Annotated in this window: 13 protein-coding genes; 4 read left to right on the top strand and 9 right to left on the bottom strand. The window is 60.2% G+C overall.

The genetic code is table 11. The annotated features are described in order from the left end of the window. Positions 1–74: 74 nt before the first annotated feature. Together ACCW71_RS16710 and ACCW71_RS16705 are read left to right on the top strand one after the other, a co-directional pair. Positions 75–1,367, top strand: a complete 1,293-nt coding sequence (locus ACCW71_RS16710; RefSeq protein WP_436373308.1) for an MFS transporter — start codon at positions 75–77, stop codon at positions 1,365–1,367. A 126-nt stretch (positions 1,368–1,493) separates the two neighbouring features. Next, positions 1,494–2,819 (top strand): DUF3748 domain-containing protein, encoded by a 1,326-nt coding sequence (locus ACCW71_RS16705; RefSeq protein ID WP_436373307.1) that lies wholly within the window; start codon positions 1,494–1,496, stop codon positions 2,817–2,819. Here the strand turns inward: ACCW71_RS16705 and ACCW71_RS16700 are convergent. After that, the gene (locus ACCW71_RS16700) at positions 2,728–3,102 is read right to left on the bottom strand and encodes a YceK/YidQ family lipoprotein (RefSeq protein ID WP_436373306.1); all 375 of its coding nucleotides are present in this window, start codon (positions 3,100–3,102) and stop codon (positions 2,728–2,730) included. The two genes, ACCW71_RS16705 and ACCW71_RS16700, sit on opposite strands and share 92 nt — an antisense overlap. 289 nt (positions 3,103–3,391) lie before the next feature. On the opposite strand from ACCW71_RS16700, the gene ibpA reads away from it, so the two are divergent. Further along, positions 3,392–3,808 carry a small heat shock chaperone IbpA gene (gene ibpA, locus ACCW71_RS16695; RefSeq protein WP_436373305.1) on the top strand — a complete coding sequence of 139 codons (417 nt, stop codon included), beginning with the start codon at positions 3,392–3,394 and terminating at the stop codon, positions 3,806–3,808. A gap of 83 nt (positions 3,809–3,891) precedes the next feature. Here the strand turns inward: ibpA and ACCW71_RS16690 are convergent, their stop codons facing one another. The 6 genes from ACCW71_RS16690 to ACCW71_RS16665 are packed head-to-tail and all read right to left on the bottom strand — an operon-like array spanning position 3,892 to position 9,614. Further along, complete coding sequence (locus ACCW71_RS16690) at positions 3,892–4,803, bottom strand: EamA family transporter (RefSeq protein ID WP_436373304.1); 912 nt, start codon at positions 4,801–4,803, stop codon at positions 3,892–3,894. Positions 4,804–4,824: 21 nt separating this feature from the next. Next, on the bottom strand, positions 4,825–5,325 hold the full coding sequence (locus ACCW71_RS16685) for a YbaK/EbsC family protein (RefSeq protein ID WP_436373303.1): 501 nt from the start codon (positions 5,323–5,325) through the stop codon (positions 4,825–4,827). Between the two features lie 29 nt (positions 5,326–5,354). Next, positions 5,355–6,155 (bottom strand): 2OG-Fe(II)-dependent halogenase WelO5 family protein, encoded by an 801-nt coding sequence (locus tag ACCW71_RS16680; RefSeq protein WP_436373302.1) that lies wholly within the window; start codon positions 6,153–6,155, stop codon positions 5,355–5,357. A gap of 5 nt (positions 6,156–6,160) precedes the next feature. Then, positions 6,161–6,868, bottom strand: coding sequence for a class II glutamine amidotransferase (locus ACCW71_RS16675; protein ID WP_436373301.1), 708 nt, complete (start codon positions 6,866–6,868; stop codon positions 6,161–6,163). Beyond that, positions 6,856–8,130, bottom strand: a complete 1,275-nt coding sequence (locus ACCW71_RS16670; RefSeq protein WP_436373300.1) for an ATP-grasp domain-containing protein — start codon at positions 8,128–8,130, stop codon at positions 6,856–6,858. Before ACCW71_RS16670 ends, ACCW71_RS16675 begins: the two co-directional genes overlap by 13 nt. A 17-nt stretch (positions 8,131–8,147) precedes the next feature. Then, complete coding sequence (locus ACCW71_RS16665; RefSeq protein ID WP_436373298.1) at positions 8,148–9,614, bottom strand: hypothetical protein; 1,467 nt, start codon at positions 9,612–9,614, stop codon at positions 8,148–8,150. Positions 9,615–9,816: 202 nt separating this feature from the next. On the opposite strand from ACCW71_RS16665, the gene ACCW71_RS16660 reads away from it, so the two are divergent. Continuing rightward, positions 9,817–11,268, top strand: coding sequence for a PLP-dependent aminotransferase family protein (locus tag ACCW71_RS16660; RefSeq protein ID WP_436373296.1), 1,452 nt, complete (start codon positions 9,817–9,819; stop codon positions 11,266–11,268). Here ACCW71_RS16660 and ACCW71_RS16655 read toward each other — a convergent pair. Together ACCW71_RS16655 and ghrB are read right to left on the bottom strand one after the other, a co-directional pair. After that, entirely contained in the window at positions 11,265–12,515 is a 1,251-nt protein-coding gene (locus tag ACCW71_RS16655; protein ID WP_436373294.1) for a valine--pyruvate transaminase, read from the bottom strand. The genes ACCW71_RS16660 and ACCW71_RS16655 overlap by 4 nt on opposite strands. An 80-nt stretch (positions 12,516–12,595) precedes the next feature. Continuing rightward, the gene (gene ghrB / locus ACCW71_RS16650; protein ID WP_436373292.1) at positions 12,596–13,570 is read right to left on the bottom strand and encodes a glyoxylate/hydroxypyruvate reductase GhrB; all 975 of its coding nucleotides are present in this window, start codon (positions 13,568–13,570) and stop codon (positions 12,596–12,598) included. Positions 13,571–13,606 lie beyond the last annotated feature (36 nt).

Here is a 13,606-nt window from a genome sequence, read left to right as displayed (position 1 = left end):
TGAAAGGCGGTCTGGCGCCGATCCGATACCCTACAAAGCACGTAATTATCGTTACGTGAAGATGGAGAAACACCATGGATCTCTCAGCAACACAGGCTAAACCGACCCGCCGCCGTTATTTAACCCTGGCGATGATCTTTATTACCGTGGTGATCTGTTATGTTGACCGCGCTAATTTAGCCGTCGCCTCCGCCCATATTCAGCAGGAGTTTGGGATCACCAAAGCGCAAATGGGTTATGTCTTTTCCGCCTTTGCCTGGTTATATACCCTATGCCAGATCCCGGGCGGCTGGTTTCTCGATCGCGTCGGTTCACGCTTAACCTATTTTATTGCGATTTTCGGCTGGTCGGTGGCGACCCTGTTGCAGGGATTTGCCAGCGGCTTGCTCTCCCTGATCGGTCTGCGCGCCATCACCGGTATTTTCGAAGCCCCCGCCTTTCCGACCAATAACCGGCTGGTCACCAGCTGGTTCCCGGAGCAGGAGCGCGCCTCGGCCGTGGGCTTCTATACCTCCGGCCAGTTCGTCGGCCTCGCCTTTCTGACGCCGCTGCTGATCTGGATCCAGGAGCTGCTCAGCTGGCACTGGGTCTTTATCATCACCGGCGCAATCGGCATCGTCTGGTCATTCATCTGGATTAAGGTTTATCAGGCACCCAGTAAAAGCAAAGGGATCAATCAGGCTGAACTGAGCTATATCCGCGAAGGTGGCGCAATGGTGGAAGGCGATGCGCCGGTGGCGAAGAAAGATCGGGTGCGTTTAACCGCCGCCGACTGGAAGCTGGTGTTTCATCGCAAGCTGTGCGGCGTCTACCTCGGTCAGTTTGCCGTGACCTCCACGCTCTGGTTCTTCCTGACCTGGTTCCCCAACTATCTGACCCAGGAGAAGCACATTGCCGCGCTGACGGCGGGCTTTATGACCACCGTGCCTTTCCTCGCCGCTTTTGTCGGGGTGATCCTCTCCGGCATCGTGGCGGACCGCCTGGTGCGCAGCGGCCGTTCGCTGGGATTCGCCCGTAAAACCCCGATTATCTGCGGCCTGCTGATCTCAACCTGCATCATGGGTGCCAACTACACCAACGATCCGCTGTGGATTATGGTGCTGATGGGGCTGGCCTTTTTTGGTAACGGCTTCGCGTCGATCACCTGGTCGCTGGTCTCTTCGCTGGCACCGGTGCGGCTGATCGGGCTGACCGGCGGGGTGTTCAACTTCGTTGGCGGATTAGGCGGCATCACCGTGCCGCTGGTGGTTGGCTATCTGGCACAGGATTACGGCTTTGCCCCGGCGCTGATCTATATCTCCGTGGTCGCCCTGCTGGGTGCCATCTCCTATATCCTGCTGGTCGGTGATGTGAAGCGCGTCGGTTAATCTTCTGCAACCGCAGTCATCTTATCCGGGCCTTTCCGGCCCGGCTCTCTGAATCCGGCAAAAAAGCTGCACCGCCAAAAAGAATCGCGTAATTTGTCGGGCAACGTTTCTTCGCCGGGTTTCATCATGTCAGAAAAACAGATCACCTTTGCTGCCCGTCAGCATCAGCTCACCAATATCAATGTCTGGACCGCCGACAGTCAGTGGCTGGCGTTTGACGTGCGGCCATCGGGTGCCTCGTTTACCAGCCAGACCATTGAGCGGGTTAACGTGACGACCGGTGAGGTGGAGGTGCTCTATCAGGCCCGGCACGGCGCGCATGTCGGAGTGGTAACGGTCAGTCCTGACCTGCCGCCGCGCTACGTCTGTATTCATGGCCCGGAACATCCCGATGCGGAGTGGCAGTATGACTTTCACCACCGGCGCGGCGTCATTATTGAGAACGGCACGGCGACCAATCTGGACGCCTGCGATATTACCCCGCCCTTTACGCCGGGTGCGCTGCGCGGCGGCTCGCATGTGCATGTCTTCAGCCCGGATGGATCGCGTCTCAGCTTTACCTACAACGATCATGTGATGCATGAGTGGGATCGCACGCAGGACCTGCGCAATGTCGGGGTCGCGGTGCCGCTCGGTGCCGTGACCCCGCTGAAACAGCATCCGCGCGAATATGACGGCAGCTATTTCTGCGTCCTGGTAAGCCAGACTCATGCGCAGCCGGTGCCCGGCAGTGACCAGATTAATCGGGCTTATGAAGAGTGCTGGGTCGGCGATCGCGGCTATCAGAAAGCGGATGGCCGCTGGCAGCGCTGGGCCATCGCCTTTATTGGCGACACGCTGACGGCGCAGGGTGAGAAACGCCCTGAAGTCTTTATTGTCGATCTGCCGGACGCGCTGGCGGATTACGCCCGCGCGGGAGACGCGCCGCTGGAGGGCAGCAGCCAGCAGCTCCCTGCGCCACCGACCGGCGTGCAGCAGCGTCGTCTGACGGTGAGCCGGGGCGTGGCGCTGCAACCGCGCCACTGGCTGCGCGCAGCCCCCGATGGCAGCCTGATTGCGTTTCTGATGGCGGATGAGCGGCAGGTGATCCAGCTGTGGGGAGTGTCGCCCAATGGCGGTGAGCCGCGTCAGATCACCCACCTGAACCACAGCATTCAGTCCGCCTTCAGCTGGCATCCCGACGGTCACGCCATCGCCTTTGTCTGCGATAACAGCGTAATGCGTTGTAACGTCGAAAGCGGTGCCTGTCAGCGGCTGACAGAGCGGACAGCGGCGGCACCGTCAGGCGATGCCGTGGTCTGGTCGCCCGACGGCACGCAGATTGCCTGTATGCGCGAGGTCAACGGCTGGCGGCAGCTCTTTACGGTTGCGGCTGAGACGAGGGCTGATTCACCGGAAACGGCTGCGCCTGCGCCAGATGTTCCTGGGTATGCGCCAGCTTCTCGCTCCTGAGAATACGTTCACGCGGGGAGTCGAGCGATTTGTCACTGTCGCTGCGATAGTAGTCCCACGGCAGCAGCAGCGTATCGAGCACGGCAGAGAAAGGAAGATCGATTAATGCCAGCGGCTTCAGCGCCCAGCTGGTGTCATCATCAACCAGCAGATCGGCACTGGCGCGGGTGCCGGGATAGTAACCCTGGCTCGCACCGGTGTGAGACATCACGCTGGAACAACCGGTGGTCACAACCGAGCAGCAAAGGATCCCAGCCAGAGGTAAGGTCTTCATCAATTTCATCATCATCATCCCTTCAGCCACGGCAGAAACCGGACTGAGTTGATATACCAGACAACGTCGACGCTCTGTGGCGAAGTCCGTGCAGCTCTGGCAAAAGTAGTCCTGAGTGTATGTCATTTCCGCAATCTGGTGAAAAATATTACATTTCACCCTCTTGAAAATTGTCGTCTGGCACCCATTTTTAGAGTACGGACGCACTCACCGTTGCCGCAAGGAACCCTGAGCTGCCCGTTCAACCTGTCCAACGGTGGAAGGTTGCCAAAACTTGCTGAAATTCAGGAGTCTTAGTATGCGTAATTTTGATCTCACCCCACTTTACCGCTCTGCTATCGGTTTTGATCGCCTGTTTAACCTGCTCGAATCGAACCAGAATCAGAGCAACGGCGGTTATCCTCCCTACAACGTCGAACTGGTCGATGAAAACCACTATCGCATCACTATCGCGGTAGCCGGTTTCGCTCAGAACGAATTGGATATTACCGCCCACGATAACGTGCTGATCGTGCGGGGTGCGCATCCCGAGGAGCAGACCGAGCGCAAATATCTCTATCAGGGTATCGCCGAGCGCAATTTCGAACGTAAGTTCCAGCTGGCCGATCACATTGTGGTGCGCGATGCGCGTCTCGAAAATGGCCTGCTGAGCATCGATCTTGAACGTCTGGTGCCGGAAGAAGCAAAACCACGCCGTATTGAGATTCTGAAGTAACCATGAAAAACGCCGCGTCAGCGGCGTTTTTTTTATCCTGCGCAGGCTCAGGGACTGTAAAGACGCAAAAGCACCCTCCACCTTTACGGCTGGGTTCGCATCGCTAAACGCTGCCCCAGCACCCCGCCAAACACATTCACCAGCAGGCCAACAATAATCACTGTCGCGCCCAGCATCTGCTGCCCGGAGAGATGCTCATCCAGCACCAGCGCCGCGGTGATAATCCCGACTACCGGCACCAGCAGCGTCAGTGGCGCGACGCGCCAGGTTTCGTAGCGACTCAGTAAATTGCCCCAGATGGCGTAGCCGATAATGGTGGCGACAAACGCCAGATAGAACAGCGCCAGCACCGTCTGTACGCCAATATTCCGCAGACTGTGAACAATGGCGGCTTCACCATCGAAGATCCACGAACAGGCGAAGAATGGCAGCACCGGTACCAGTGCGCTCCACACCACCAGCGACATGATCGGCACCTTGCGGTTGCGCATAATAATCTTATTAGTGATGTTACCCATCCCCCAGGAGAGCGCCGCCGCCAGCGTCAGCATCATCGTCGTCAGGGTGATACCCGCCGTGGTCTGACCCGCCATCCCCGCCGTCGCCAGCATAAACATCCCCAGCGTGGCGATAATAATTCCGGCGATGTGATTCCAGCGCAGCTTCTCCGCCAGCAGCAGCGCACCCAGCAACAGCGTAAAGAACGCCTGCGCCTGGAGCACCAGTGACGCCAGCCCAGCGGGCATCCCGAGCTGGATCGCCAGAAACAGAAACGCGAACTGACCAAAACTGATGGTCATGCCATATACCACCAGCCAGCGCAGCGGGATCGGCGGGCGACGCACAAAGAAAATGGCGGGGAAAACCACCAGGGTGAAGCGCAATCCGGCCAGCAAAAAGGGAGGCATTCCCTGCAACCCCAGCTTGATCACCACAAAATTGACGCCCCAGGCCAGCACCACGCACAACGCTAACAGCATATCTTTAACCGACATCTGATACTCCTCATCCCGCCGTCAGGCGGTGATCGCTAACGGGTTAGCGATGTCTGCACAGCACTCTTCACCCACAATGCGAAAATAGTCGTCAATCGCCAGCGCGATCGACTTCTCCAGCTCACCCGCGTTAAACCATAAGGTGCCCACCTGTTGCAGCCGCGTATCGACCCGCAGCGCCAGCCGGTCATCAAAACTAAATGGCGGCACCGCGCCCATTACACAGCCGGTCAGCGCCTGCGCCAGCTCCGGGGCGGCGAAAGAGGATTTTTTCCCGCCGATGGCGCGCGCCGCGTTTTTAAAATTGATGCGGCAGTCACCGGGAACAATCGCCAGCAGCTGACGCGGCGGCGCGCCGTCCGGCATCGTCACCTCAAGCACCATCGCTTTGGCCGCCTGGCCCAGCGCATTACCGCGGATCTGACTGATCTGCTCCGTCTGCCCGACCGCTTCATGTTCTACCACGCGGTAGCTGGCCTGATGCTGATCCAGCAGCGCCGTAATTTTTTCAAACGTTGTCATTCCTCTCTCCTTGTCTGGCCCGGCCCGGATTAGCTCCAGGCGATAGCGTGCTTCATCTTTTTATCGGTCAGCCCGAAAAAGAAGCCCATGGTGATGCGGGTATCGCCTTCAACCCGGTCGATCTCGTGATAAAAGGCGGGATTGAACAGGTAAATATCGCCGCGGCGCGGGGAAAACTCACAGGTCTCGCTGTTCTCCACCACTCCGCGGCGATAGCCCAGCTCCCCGGCGGTTTTGAACTGCTCATCCACCGGTGACCACTTTTTGTTGTAGATGCGCAGCGCCCCGCCCGCGTTGCACTCTTGCAGGCAGACCACACAGCTGAGCTGATGCAGGATCTGCGTTACCACCAGCTGGCTCTCTGCGGCGTCACGCACGATGTTGTCGTTATGCAGCGGATTCGCGACGCCATCGGCATGAAAGCGCACGATAGAGCCGGCGTAGTCGCCGCGGCCCGGTTCATGCGCGATGCGCAGGCTCTCCAGCCGCAGGGCATGCTGCACCCAGCCGTAAATCTGTTCACGCAGGGCGTTCAGCGACGGCGGCAGCGACGGCTGAATATCGCGCAGCTCGGTGAAGTAGTTATCGGGCGCGGCGGTGTGACGCGCCAGATAGGGGCCGAGCGTGGTCAGCGCGCCATTGGGGTAGTGGGAAACACGGATCTTTTCCCGACAGCATTGCAGATCCGCGACCACCGCTTCCCGCACCTCCGGCGTCAGGAAATTGCGCAGCACCAGCAGCGGCACGCGGGCGGTAACGATGTCATCCAGCCAGGTCGACTCCACAAACATGTTGGGATTAATCACGCGGAACTGATTGAAAATAGCCATGTTTATCACTCCCTAAACGGTATTTCATAGAGTTCATGATTGTTCATCCGCCGCCAGCCGCCGGTGCTGCCGGGTATGGACACGGGCTCAGAGGCGATCAGCGTACAGGCCGCCTGTTGCTGAAAATGCATCGTGAAATAGTCGGGCCATGGGGTATCGTGCGGATACCACTGCCACGCCCAGGCTTTGTCCCGGGTGACGAAAATGGCGTTGCCCGCGCTGCCGCCCGGCTCAACCTGCGCCATTTTTGCGCGCAGATAGTCGCGGGTAAAATCGGCGGGGGTGGTCTGATCCACCAGATAACGCAGATACTCCTCCGAGTCGAAGCGTGACTCCGCCAGGCCGAGCTGACGATAGATGGTCGGCAGAAAGCCGTTGTGCATCATGTACCACTGATGGCCTGCGCTGTTGCGCCACAGCGGATGGGAAAACTCCAGTCCCTGATTCCTGCTCAGCGTCGCGTGACGCACATGCACCGCCAGAAAGCGGCTGCGCAGCCGATCCACGTCAATGCCCGGCAGGGCGTCGGCGAACGCGCCGGTCCCATGCAGGGTGCGGATCTCACCCTTTTCCAGCCACAGGCAGCCCCAGCCGTTGGGATGCTCTTTAATCGGACCATCATGGTTGGCGCTTTCCCCACAGCTCATGGCACGCGCCGCCTCCAGGATCTGCTCGCTGTCGAACCGGCCATGCGCCAGAATCATCCTGCACATACTTTGTCTCTCCCCGCCGCCACCGACCGGGCGGCGATCACCTGCTGAAATGCGTTCAGAACGGGCTCGCGCGCCGTGGCCGTCAGGCTGAAGATCGCCAGAATGCCCGCGTGCCGGGTGAGATCGGCATAGAGCGATGAGCGCGGCGACACCTGTAGCGCCGGGAGTCTGAGTGGCGGCAACAGCGCGCCCTGCTGATGCTGGTGGATCCACTGCTCAGCCGCCGCCAGCTGGGCCGGTTGCCGCAGCCGCAGCTGACCCACCGCGCCGGGTGAGGTAAAAGTCAGGTCGGGCAGCGCCGCGCCCGCCTCCAGCCGGAAGGTCAATTCCGCCCAGTCGATGCCGGTCGCCTCCTGCACCAGGGTCGCGACGCCCATCCCGGAGAGCCGGAACCCCATCTCCAGAAAGTGCGGTACGCCGTTGACCACAATGAAATCGATATGAAACGCCCCCTGGCGATAGCCAAAGGTTTCACAACAAAAGGTCATCAGGCTGCTGAACGACGCAGGCAGCGCCGCCGCCGCTATCGCCACATGTCCCGACTCATAAAAGCTGACGCAGCCTGCGCTGTCGCGATGCTGCTCAATCACCTTCTGGCAGCAGGTCAGCGCCCGCGGATGCCCCTGATGCACCACGCCCTGTAATGAAAACTCCTCGCCGATCAGCGCGCTTTCTACGATAAATCCGCTGAAGCCGCGCCCGCCGTAGTTCATGGTCTGCACCAGCTGCCGCACCACCTCGCGCAGCTGCTCGGGCCGCTCAATCAGCCAGATACCCAGCCCGCCGCCGCCATCCACCGGCTTCACCACACAGGGGTAGATCAGCGCCTGTTCCGCATCGAGAATGCTGAGCGGCGAGGCGAAAAAGCGGAACTCCGGCTGCGGAAAACGCGGCCAGGCTTTTTTCAGCGCCATGCGCTGCGCATATTTATCCAGCGGGATAAAGGCGGCGGGCGCGTCCGGCCCGGCCAGCATCTCACGTAGCCGTCCGGCACTGGCGTTGTAGGCTTCAAAGCCCGCCAGCACCACCAGCGGATGCGCCAGTAAACCGGCGTGCAGATAGGCCTGCATCACCTCCCACGGATTCTCCGGGCGGTCGAGGCGAATAATCAGATCAAACGGCAGCGTCAGGCTGATCGACTGGTAATCCACAAAGTCGCCCATTTCCGCCAGCACGGTAAAATAGCCGTCGCGCTTCGCCACCGCGCAGTAGGGGTTCTGTCCGTCACGGGTGGCGCCAATTTGCAGGAATATCTTCTTCATCGCCTCGCCTTACCGGGTTAACGCCCGGAGATCACTTCCGTCACAATGTCATTCAGCACGCCGTTATTGACCTGAATCACCGCCTTATGGGGATCAAAGCGCAGCACACGCGACAGCGGATCAGCACTTTTCCCCTCCAGCAGCGAACTGACCGGCTGGCTCTGCCAGCTGTGCCGCATCTGCGTCAGCGTCATGCCGGACAGCTGGCTGAGCTGCTGCGCCAGCGCCAGGTCGTCACTGCGCTGCGCCAGCAGATCGCGGATTGCGCTCTCCTCCAGCGCAATCTGCTGCTGCGTCAGCCAGTGGCTGAGCTGTTGCCCCTGCGCGATAAAGGGTGAGTAGATCATGCAGATCAGCTGGGTTTCGCTGAGATCGAACGCCTGCTGCGCAAAGGTCGCCGCCCGTTGCCGCTGCCGCTGGATCGCGGCGTCATCCTGATAGCGCGCCGCCATCTCATCGATCAGCGCGGGTGGAAAATCTTTCTGCTTCATCAGTCCCAGCGCAAAACGCACATATTCGCGGATCCCCTCACCATAGCTGCGTTGCAGCAGAGTCTCCGCCCGCAGTCCGCGCAGGTGGGCCATTAAGGTGGGGTTGCCGCAGTCGGACTCGGAAAAGCTGAACATCAGATCGTCGAAGCGGAAGCGCATAAATTCGCTGAGCAGCGCCCAGTGCGCGCCCGCTTCATAGGCGGTGTCCTGATAGATGTTGAAGAACAGCGGATCACGGGCCAGCTGGTGGGTGATGCGGTGGGCGGGCGTCAGCTGATCGGCACCATAAACATCGCTGAAGTAGCGGCCAGCCACCCCATCCAGCGTCTGCAAAAACCCGCTGAAGCCCCGGTTTTTGTCCGCGACCGGTGCATCAAACAGCCGGGAGAGATGCCGCGCCCAGGCGACATAGGCGGCCTGCTCCTGCGGCGAGTCGCCGGTGATAATCAGATCCACGCCGCCGTTGTAGTCGGCGGCCAGACCAAAGGAGTTCACCATGCTGAGATTGCAGGCGTTGCAGAAGGTGGAGCGCGCATCGGCGCGAAAACGGTGACCATTCATCAGCACGTCATTGCGGTTCTGCCGCCGCACGCTCTCCGGCATCGGCAGGTCGCGGGCAAACGGCCGGATTTGCAGGCCATCCACCACCAGGCACTCCGCCAGCGGGTCGTTGTGCATCGCCAGCGACTGGTAAACGCGGTGAATGTTCTCCATCACGCTCTGATTCATCGCCGCATGGCGGTTGGTGCTGACCCGCAGGCGAAAGGTGCTGCCCAGCTGCCGCCAGAGGAGCCCCTGAATATAGCGAACGTAAGCCACCATATAGCTGCTGTCTTTGCCGCCGCCGTAGGCGAGCAGCACACGGTTGTTCTCAGGCTGCTGCTTGTCCGGTAGCGCCGCCAGCAGGCGGGCAGAGCAGCGCTGAGCGGATTCGATGATGGCGGGTGACAGATAGGCTTCAATCTCCTTCATCATGGCGGGCAGATTATTCATCTTTCACTTTTTCCTCAGGTAAAGAGAATCGGTTAACGAACTGAAATCTGTCGGGTCTGTTCGGCCACCCGGCGCTCCCGCTGGCTATCGCCTGACGGGCGGCTCAGGGCTAGCGTCATGAATAATTAAGAGATGCAGCCTAAAGTACTTTGAATGTACTCTGTTGAATATGCACAGATCAGCGCGATATAGGGTGGAACAGATGGCCGAAGTTGTCGGTGAACAGGAGAGTCAGAACAGTCGTTACCGTCAGATAGCAGAGCAGATCAAACAGGCGATTCATACCGGAACGCTGGCCCCCGACAGCCGTCTGCCGTCGGTGCGCACGCTGGCGACACAGTACAATGTCAGCCTCACCACCGCCCTGAAAACATTGCGTACGCTGGAAGATGAGCGCTACGCCGTCGCCCGCCCTAAATCGGGCTTTTTTGTCGCCCCGCGGCGGCCCGCTTCGCATCAGCTGCCCGCGGTCAGCGAACAGCCGCGCGCCATCGCGCCGCTGGATGAGCAGACTGAACTGCACCTGGCGATGCTCGGCTCCGACTGCCGGGTGCGTCTCGATCTGGCCAACGGCGACAGCGCGCTCTATCCGGTAAAGCGCATCGGTCTGCTGATGCGCCAGATGGGCTACAGCAAACCGGCCCTGCTCGGCAACACGGTCAAAGGCACCGGCTACGCACCGCTGAAAATGGAAATTGCCCGGCGCGCGGTCGATTACGGCTGCAATATCAGCGCCGACGATATTCTGATCACCAACGGCTGTATCGAGGCGATCTCCCTGTCGCTGCGCGCCACCACCCAGCCCGGCGATGTGGTGGCGGTAGAGTCACCCTGCTATTTCGTGCTGCTGCAAATGCTGCACAACCTCAATTTACGGGTGATTGAGGTGGAAGCTGGCGCGGAAGGGTATGTGAATGTGGCGAAGCTCACCCGGCTGTTTCAGCGCAAGGCAGTGCGGGTGTTCCTGACTCTATGCAACATCAATAACCCGCTGGGAAAAAGCATCCCCAACGAGCAGAAAGCCTATATCGCGCGTCAGGCGGATGAAAACGATGTGGTGATTATCGAGGATGATATTTTTGGCGACACCGCTTTTGGTGAGCGCCGCCCTTTCCCGATGCGCGCCTTCAGCCCCAACGCCATTCTCTGTAGCGGCTTTTCCAAAACCGTCGCGCCCGGCATTCGTATCGGCTGGGTCCACAGCGTCAACTACATGCGCAAAATCGCCTCGCTGAAATATACCTCCACCATGGGAACGTCGGTGCTGTCGCAGGCGGCGGTGGCGGAGCTGCTGCGCAGCGGCGGCTATGATGCGCACCTGCGCAAACTGCGGCGCGAGCTGGCGCGGCAGATCAGCGCCATGCGCCAGTCGGTCCTGCGGGAGTTTCCGGCGGGAACCCGGGTCTCTGACCCGGAGGGCGGCTATGTGCTGTGGGTTGAGATGCCACGAGAGGCGCTGAACGTGCGCGAGCTGTTTCTGAAAGCGCGCAACGCGGGTATCGGCATCGCGCCCGGTCATATCTTTGCCACCGATCAGCGCTACGATCACTGCTTCCGGCTGAATGCCGGTTTTGGCTGGAATGCCGAGGTGGAACAGGCGATTCAGCAGCTGGCAAAATGGTGCCAGCTGTCGTTAACCGATTCAGAGGATTAGCTGTCGCGCCAGGCGTGCTCAACCTCTTCCGCCAGAATCTGCACCGCCCGCTCGATGTTCTCCGCATCCGGCACATAGTTCATCCGCATACATTGATGGGTGTGCGGCCACGCCTGTGCCAGCCCCGGAAAGAAGAAGTGGCCCGGCACCATCAGCACGCCACGCGCCTTCAGCCGCTGATAGAGCAGTTCGGTGGTGATCGGCAGATCGCGGAACCAGAGCCAGAGGAAAATCGCCCCTTCCGGTTTGTGGATCAGACAGCGCTCCTCCGGCAGATAGCGTCGCAGAATCGCAATCGTCTGCTGCACCTTCTGCTGATAGAACGGCTTGATCACCTCTTCGGAGAGCCGCAGCAGATCGCCACGGCGGATCATCTCGTTGGCGATCGCCGGACCGATGCTGCCCGGTGCCAGGCTGATGATGCCGTTCATGTTGCTCAGCGCGGTGATGGTCTTTTCGTCGGCGATAATAATGCCGCAGCGCGCCCCCGGCAGGCCGAGCTTCGACAGACTCATACAGAGAATAATGTTGGGATTCCACAGCGGGCGCACCTCGCTGAAGATGATGCCAGGGAACGGCACGCCATAGGCGTTGTCGATCAGCAGCGGCACGTCGTGCTGCTGTGCCAGCGCATCGAGCTGCATCAGTTCATCATCGGTGATCACGTTGCCGGTGGGGTTGGTCGGACGCGACACGCAGATCAGCCCTACCTCATCGTTCATCGGCAGATGCTCGAAATCGACATGATATTTAAACTGTCCTTCCGGCAGCAGCTCGATGTTCGGCTTCGCCGAGACAAACAGCCCCTCTTCCAGCCCGGCGTCGGCGTAGCCGAGATACTCCGGTGCCAGCGGGAACAGCACCCGCTTTTTGCAGCCATCAGCGCGGCGACCGGCAAACAGGTTAAACAGATAGAAGAACGCGCTCTGGCTGCCGTTGGTCAGCGCGATGTTCTGTGCGGTGATCGGCCAGCCGAGCTGTTCACGCAGCAGTTCAGCCAGCGACGCCAGCAGCGTCGCCTTGCCGCGCGGGCCGTCGTAGTTACAGAGCGCCTCGCTGAGCTTGCCCTCTTCATGCATCTGCTGGAGCAGCTGCTGAAAGTAGTCGTTCATCGCCGGAATCTGCGCCGGATTGCCGCCGCCGAGCATGATGGTGCCAGGCGTACGCAGGCCCGCGCCCATATCTTCCATCAGACGTGAGATGCCGGAATGTTGGGTAAATTTGTCGCCGAACTGAGAAAAGGACATAGCGGTTAAATATTTGTGATAGCGAATCGGGGGATCACCATAACGCCCGCTCCCGGCGGGCGCAATGGCCGTTAACGGGATTAGTTCAGCGCCTGCGGGTTAACGCAGTTTTTATCCACGTTGCCGCCGAGCGCAGCGATCAGGTTCTCTACCGCATCCTGCATCATGCCATAGCGGGTTTCGTGGGTGGCGGAACCGATGTGCGGCAGCGTCACCACATTCGGCAGCGCCAGCAGCGGCGAGTCGGCCGGGACCGGCTCCTGCTCAAACACATCCAGCCCGGCGGCGTGCAGTTTACCCGCCTGCAACGCGGCAATCAGCGCCTGCTCATCCACCACCGGTCCGCGACCGGCGTTGATCAGCACCGCGTCCGGCTTCATCATTTCAAGCTGGGCGGCACCGATCAGATGATGGGTCTCTTCAGTCAGCGGCAGGCTGATGCAGATAAAATCACTCTGCTTCAGCAGCGCTTCCAGCTCACAGCGCTGCGCGCCAAAGCGCGACTGCGCCTCTTCATGCTCACGGCGGGCGTTGTAAAGGATTTTCATGCCGAAGCCGAAGTGGGCGCGCTGCGCCAGCGCCATCCCGATGCGGCCCATGCCGAGGATGCCGAGGGTTTTGTGGTGCACGTCGATGCCAAACTGCGCCGGGCCGATGCTCTTCTGCCAGTTGCCCGCTTTCACCCAGGCATCGAGTTCCGGCACCCGGCGCGCCGTGCTCAGCACCAGCGCCATCATGGTGTCAGCCACGGTTTCGGTCAGCACGGTCGGGGTGTGCATCAGCACCACCTGGCGCTGATTCAGCGCCTCAACGTCAAAGTTGTCATAGCCCACCGAGACGCTGGAGCAGACGCGCAGCTTTGGCATTTTCGCCAGCAGCTCGCCATTCACTTTGCCGCCCGACCCCAGCAGACCTTCCGCCTGCTGAAAGGCGGCAGCGTGCTGCTGCTGGCTGGCGGGCGAAAGATCGCTCACTTCGGTGATGTCACACTGCTCAGCCAGCCGCGCGTAGAGATCGTCAGGCAGTTTTTTATACAGAATTACAGCGGGTTTCATCCGATGGCTCCTGGTCAATAAGTGACGGGCGGCACG

This window comes from Pantoea sp. C2G6 (assembly GCF_051336815.1).
Lineage (GTDB): Bacteria > Pseudomonadota > Gammaproteobacteria > Enterobacterales > Enterobacteriaceae > Pantoea.
The sequence above is the reverse complement of the archived record's forward strand: the minus strand, read 5'-3'. Positions and strand labels throughout refer to the sequence as shown.

Coding starts and splice junctions, on each gene's coding strand:
- ACCW71_RS16710 (WP_436373308.1), top strand. CDS start 75: ATGGATCTCTCAGCAACACAGGCTAAACCGACCCGCCGCCGTTATTTA.
- ACCW71_RS16700 (WP_436373306.1), bottom strand. CDS start 3,102: ATGAAATTGATGAAGACCTTACCTCTGGCTGGGATCCTTTGCTGCTCG.
- ACCW71_RS16685 (WP_436373303.1), bottom strand. CDS start 5,325: ATGACAACGTTTGAAAAAATTACGGCGCTGCTGGATCAGCATCAGGCC.
- ACCW71_RS16665 (WP_436373298.1), bottom strand. CDS start 9,614: ATGAATAATCTGCCCGCCATGATGAAGGAGATTGAAGCCTATCTGTCA.
- ACCW71_RS16690 (WP_436373304.1), bottom strand. CDS start 4,803: ATGTCGGTTAAAGATATGCTGTTAGCGTTGTGCGTGGTGCTGGCCTGG.
- ACCW71_RS16705 (WP_436373307.1), top strand. CDS start 1,494: ATGTCAGAAAAACAGATCACCTTTGCTGCCCGTCAGCATCAGCTCACC.
- ACCW71_RS16670 (WP_436373300.1), bottom strand. CDS start 8,130: ATGAAGAAGATATTCCTGCAAATTGGCGCCACCCGTGACGGACAGAAC.
- ACCW71_RS16680 (WP_436373302.1), bottom strand. CDS start 6,155: ATGGCTATTTTCAATCAGTTCCGCGTGATTAATCCCAACATGTTTGTG.
- ibpA (WP_436373305.1), top strand. CDS start 3,392: ATGCGTAATTTTGATCTCACCCCACTTTACCGCTCTGCTATCGGTTTT.
- ghrB (WP_436373292.1), bottom strand. CDS start 13,570: ATGAAACCCGCTGTAATTCTGTATAAAAAACTGCCTGACGATCTCTAC.
- ACCW71_RS16655 (WP_436373294.1), bottom strand. CDS start 12,515: ATGTCCTTTTCTCAGTTCGGCGACAAATTTACCCAACATTCCGGCATC.
- ACCW71_RS16675 (WP_436373301.1), bottom strand. CDS start 6,868: ATGTGCAGGATGATTCTGGCGCATGGCCGGTTCGACAGCGAGCAGATC.
- ACCW71_RS16660 (WP_436373296.1), top strand. CDS start 9,817: ATGGCCGAAGTTGTCGGTGAACAGGAGAGTCAGAACAGTCGTTACCGT.